Source organism: Inquilinus sp. (genome assembly GCF_057815775.1).
This window is the reverse complement of record NZ_JBYRFX010000827.1, coordinates 1-3,386: the sequence shown is the minus strand read 5'-3', so window position 1 is coordinate 3,386 and position 3,386 is coordinate 1. Positions and strand designations below refer to the sequence as shown.

4 protein-coding genes and 2 pseudogenes are annotated in these 3,386 nt (G+C 61.2%); 2 read left to right on the top strand and 4 right to left on the bottom strand.

The window, feature by feature from the left end; translation table 11 throughout:
• From AC3XYG_RS29670 to AC3XYG_RS29660, 3 genes and pseudogenes are all read right to left on the bottom strand, one after another.
• Positions 1-203, bottom strand: a 203-nt coding sequence (locus AC3XYG_RS29670; RefSeq protein WP_489143479.1) for a hypothetical protein, incomplete at its 3' end; no start/stop codon positions are given.
• Positions 204-351: 148 nt separating this feature from the next.
• Entirely contained in the window at positions 352-900 is a 549-nt protein-coding gene (locus AC3XYG_RS29665) for a hypothetical protein (protein WP_489143478.1), read from the bottom strand.
• Between the two features lie 251 nt (positions 901-1,151).
• Positions 1,152-1,987: pseudogene (locus AC3XYG_RS29660) on the bottom strand (hypothetical protein).
• Between the two features lie 59 nt (positions 1,988-2,046).
• On the opposite strand from AC3XYG_RS29660, the pseudogene AC3XYG_RS29655 reads away from it, so the two are divergent.
• Positions 2,047-2,362: pseudogene (locus AC3XYG_RS29655) on the top strand (hypothetical protein); the annotation flags it as partial.
• On the opposite strand, the gene AC3XYG_RS29650 reads toward AC3XYG_RS29655, so the two are convergent.
• Complete coding sequence (locus tag AC3XYG_RS29650) at positions 2,319-3,095, bottom strand: GntR family transcriptional regulator (protein WP_489143477.1); 777 nt, start codon at positions 3,093-3,095, stop codon at positions 2,319-2,321. The pseudogene AC3XYG_RS29655 and the gene AC3XYG_RS29650 sit on opposite strands and share 44 nt — an antisense overlap.
• 70 nt (positions 3,096-3,165) lie before the next feature.
• On the opposite strand from AC3XYG_RS29650, the gene AC3XYG_RS29645 reads away from it, so the two are divergent.
• Positions 3,166-3,386 (top strand): hypothetical protein (locus AC3XYG_RS29645; RefSeq protein WP_489143476.1); only part of this gene is annotated, 221 nt, incomplete at its 3' end.

The following is a 3,386-nucleotide window of genomic DNA, read 5'->3' as shown; positions in this document are numbered from 1 at the left end:
GGACTATCCCATTGAACGGTCCTACTCGGGGTCGTTACAAGAGCAGGCCGCAGGCGTCCGAAATCCATGAACGAATTAGGAACGATGTATCCGGAAGTGTCGGAAAACACTTGATTTCCGACATGGCCGGACAAACTGGCGGCACGCCATCTCGAAGCCTGGATTTTCTGCCCGAAAAACCCTGTCGGATTGACCTGCTGCACGGGAGCGATGCCCCGAAGGGTTTTCCGACGCCCCCGTGTTGTCATAGTGTTCACGGATTCTGGATGCCTGCGGCCTGCTCTTGTAGGAACCCCGTCAGGGAAAACGGGAAGACCGCTAAAGGCGCGTCATCGCCGCAATTCAGGCATCTCAGTCGTTATATTCAAATCCCCATCCGCCTTCTGTCTTGTACAGTCTCTGCCAATTGTAGCCGGTTTTATTGTCGTCCACCATTTCACTGAACGGGCCAAAGCAACTGTTGTCGTGGGAGCACAACGCCCAGATTGGGCTGGGCGGGAACGGCCCATCGGTAAAGGCGTAGCTGGGGCCGCTGGTCTGTAGGGTCTGTGCATAGAACTGCCCATTGTACCAGTCGCCGCTGATTTTGCGGTGAACCACTCCCAGCCACCCATTCCAGTCATCGCGACTATACTGTACGGCAATGAATTTTTCTCGATTTGTGCATCCATATGTAACATTGTTGGTGTCCGTCCAATTCACGGTGATGGTGGCGTGTGGAGGAATATCGGTGGCTCCAGTCGAGCTATCAACGCACATTCCTTTGATTTGCACGAACTTCAGCGTCGCGGATGAATTGTTGGTGATGGTAAACGAATGTGATGGGGTCGCTTGCGCCGTGTTGCCGGCAAGGAACGAAATCGCGGCGGCGAGGGCGGCAATACCGAGGGTCGATTTCATAATATTCAATCTCCCATTGATGGCTTGAGCTGTAATATTCCGTTTCTGCATCGTCACAGTGAACGCGACGCGGGGCGTGGCGGAAAATTCACCAGACCGCAGTGCACCGTTGCAGGCTTGCATAGAATGATATGTTGGACAAGATTCCTGACTTTGCCGCGTCCTGTGTGTGGCCCCTCTCGTAGGCGGCCTTTTCGAGAGCCTCCCCGGGGCACCACAAAGTTTTTCCGCCAATGCACCTTGAGGCCGTCTCAAACCTGGGTTCGGTGGAGGTCGGCAATCCGCTGGTGGGGGAGCCGGTGCGAACCGGCAGCGGCCGCGTGATCCCGATCAAATGTTCCGTTGGTGACGGCTGTGCGTACCTTGAGCATGAGGTGAGCGCCTCGTGGTGACCAGCGCATCTGCTGTTTGGCGGTCATCCGACGATGCAGCAGGCGCTGAACCGTGCTCTCGGCCGTGGCCGTCGAAATCGGTTCGGCCGATCGCCGGGCCGCAGCATAGTCGATGATCGAAGTGGCATGCCTCGCCACATATGTCTCGAGGTCCCGCAGCAGGCCCTTGATCTTTTGGACGCATGGTTCGTCGAGCCCGTCGCGGGTCTCGGCGATCAAGTCGAGCGCTCGCCGGATCTGCCCGTGCAACAGCCGCCAGCGGATGTGCTCGATTTCCTCGACGAGCGCTGCACCCTGCCGACAGTTTTCCGCCGTGTCGCGTGGCCAACTCCTAGCGCTCTGCGCCACGTGCTGAATCCGCATCGACAGATGGAACCACGCCACAGCGGCGCGGCTTGAACAGAGGTGCCCGAGGTTCAACGACCCCGAACAGCGTGACCAACCGGCGAGCACGCCACTCCTTCAGTGCGCGATCGCGACCGCAATAGAGGCAGGGCCGTCGCGCGGCGCTGTAGGCCTCAGCCTGGGCTTGGACCAATGGAGCCTGCAAGCCAGCAAGCACCGACTTCCCCTCGGCCAGCGTCAAGCCGATCGTTTCCCGACAGATCTCCTACCCGGCCGCCTCCGAGCGTTACGTCATGCCGCCGCACCACTCCGTCGACGCCGGTCAGCTCGAGAAAGACCCGCCACCTCATCCCATTCTCCTGGTCTCTTGCGACCAGAACCATTAGCACCCGCAGATTCGAGATGGTCTCATCTGCGCACGCTGGACGAGGTCACCGCCGCCGGCTGGTCCACGCGCCGGGTCGTGCCGCATGGCGGGCACCAGATGTCCCTGAACATCGCCGCCGGCCTGCATCTGGGTGGCAATGATCCTATCCGGACATGTTCCAGCCCTTCGGGGCTTCGCTGACGGGATTGCGGTCGAGGACGGGTATGTCGGCCTGCCCGACTTGCCCGGCATCGGCTTCGAGGCCAAGCCGGACCAGTATGCGGTGATGCAGGGGGGCTCGGCGCGTAGCCGTCTCATGGCTTTGCCGAGAATGCGCCTTTCGCGGAAATGCGGGTGAGCAGGCGGTCCCTGGCGGCCGTGACGTGGTCGAAGACAGCCTCTCCCGCCGCTGTCGGATCATGGGCCTCGAACGCCAGGATCATATTCTCGTGCTCGGCGATGACCGCGTCATACACATCCGGGGAGTAGCCGCCGAGGCTGTCGGCCACCGTTCGCACGACCCGGGTGCGGCCCGCCAGGATCAGCTCTGCTTCGGGATTCTTCGCGATCTCGTAGATCCGCTTGTGGAAGACGATGTTTTCCCGCGACGCCACCATCGGCTTGCCGGATCGGATCAGGGCGCTCAAATCCTCGTGCAGCCGGCGGAGGGTGGCGACTTCTGCATTCGTGGCCCGCTCGACCGCCCGATGGGCGAGCATCGATTCGATCCCGACCCGGATGTCGTAGATGTTCCGGATGTAGCCCTCGGTGATGGCTTCGATCCTGAAGCCGCGATGGGCCAGCGAGATCAGGATTCCCTCGCCCTCGAGCTGGCGCAGCGCCTCGCGGATCGGCATGTGGCTGACGGCATAGCGCGACGTCAGCGCATCGATCGTCAGATGGGTTCCGGGGACGAACTGCCCGGACACCAGATCCCCGATGATGGCGCGCTTGACCCTGAGATAGGTCGGCTCGTTGAGCGGTGCTTCGAGAGCCGGGCTCGCCCAAGGGTCCACAAGTCTTCTCCTGACATCATCTGGCTTGGCCAGATTATCGCAGTCTGGCGTTGACGCGCAAATATATTTGCGCAAATGTACGGCAGTCGAAAAACGTGAAGATGCCGCTCCAGGCACCCTCGACCTGAAATCTGGGAGGAACCATATGGCCAATTCCGATGAACGCCCGCGCTTCGATACGCATGGCGCTTGGTCGCGCCGCCGGGTCCTGCAAGGTGGCGCGCTCGCCGGGCTGAGTGCCATCGGCCTGCCTGCCTTGGGCAGAACAGGGTTCGCCCAGACGGCTTCGGGAGAGCCGGATGCCGGGCTGGTCGCCGCGGCCAAGGCCGAGGGCACCCTGACCTACTATCACACCACCGCGATCGA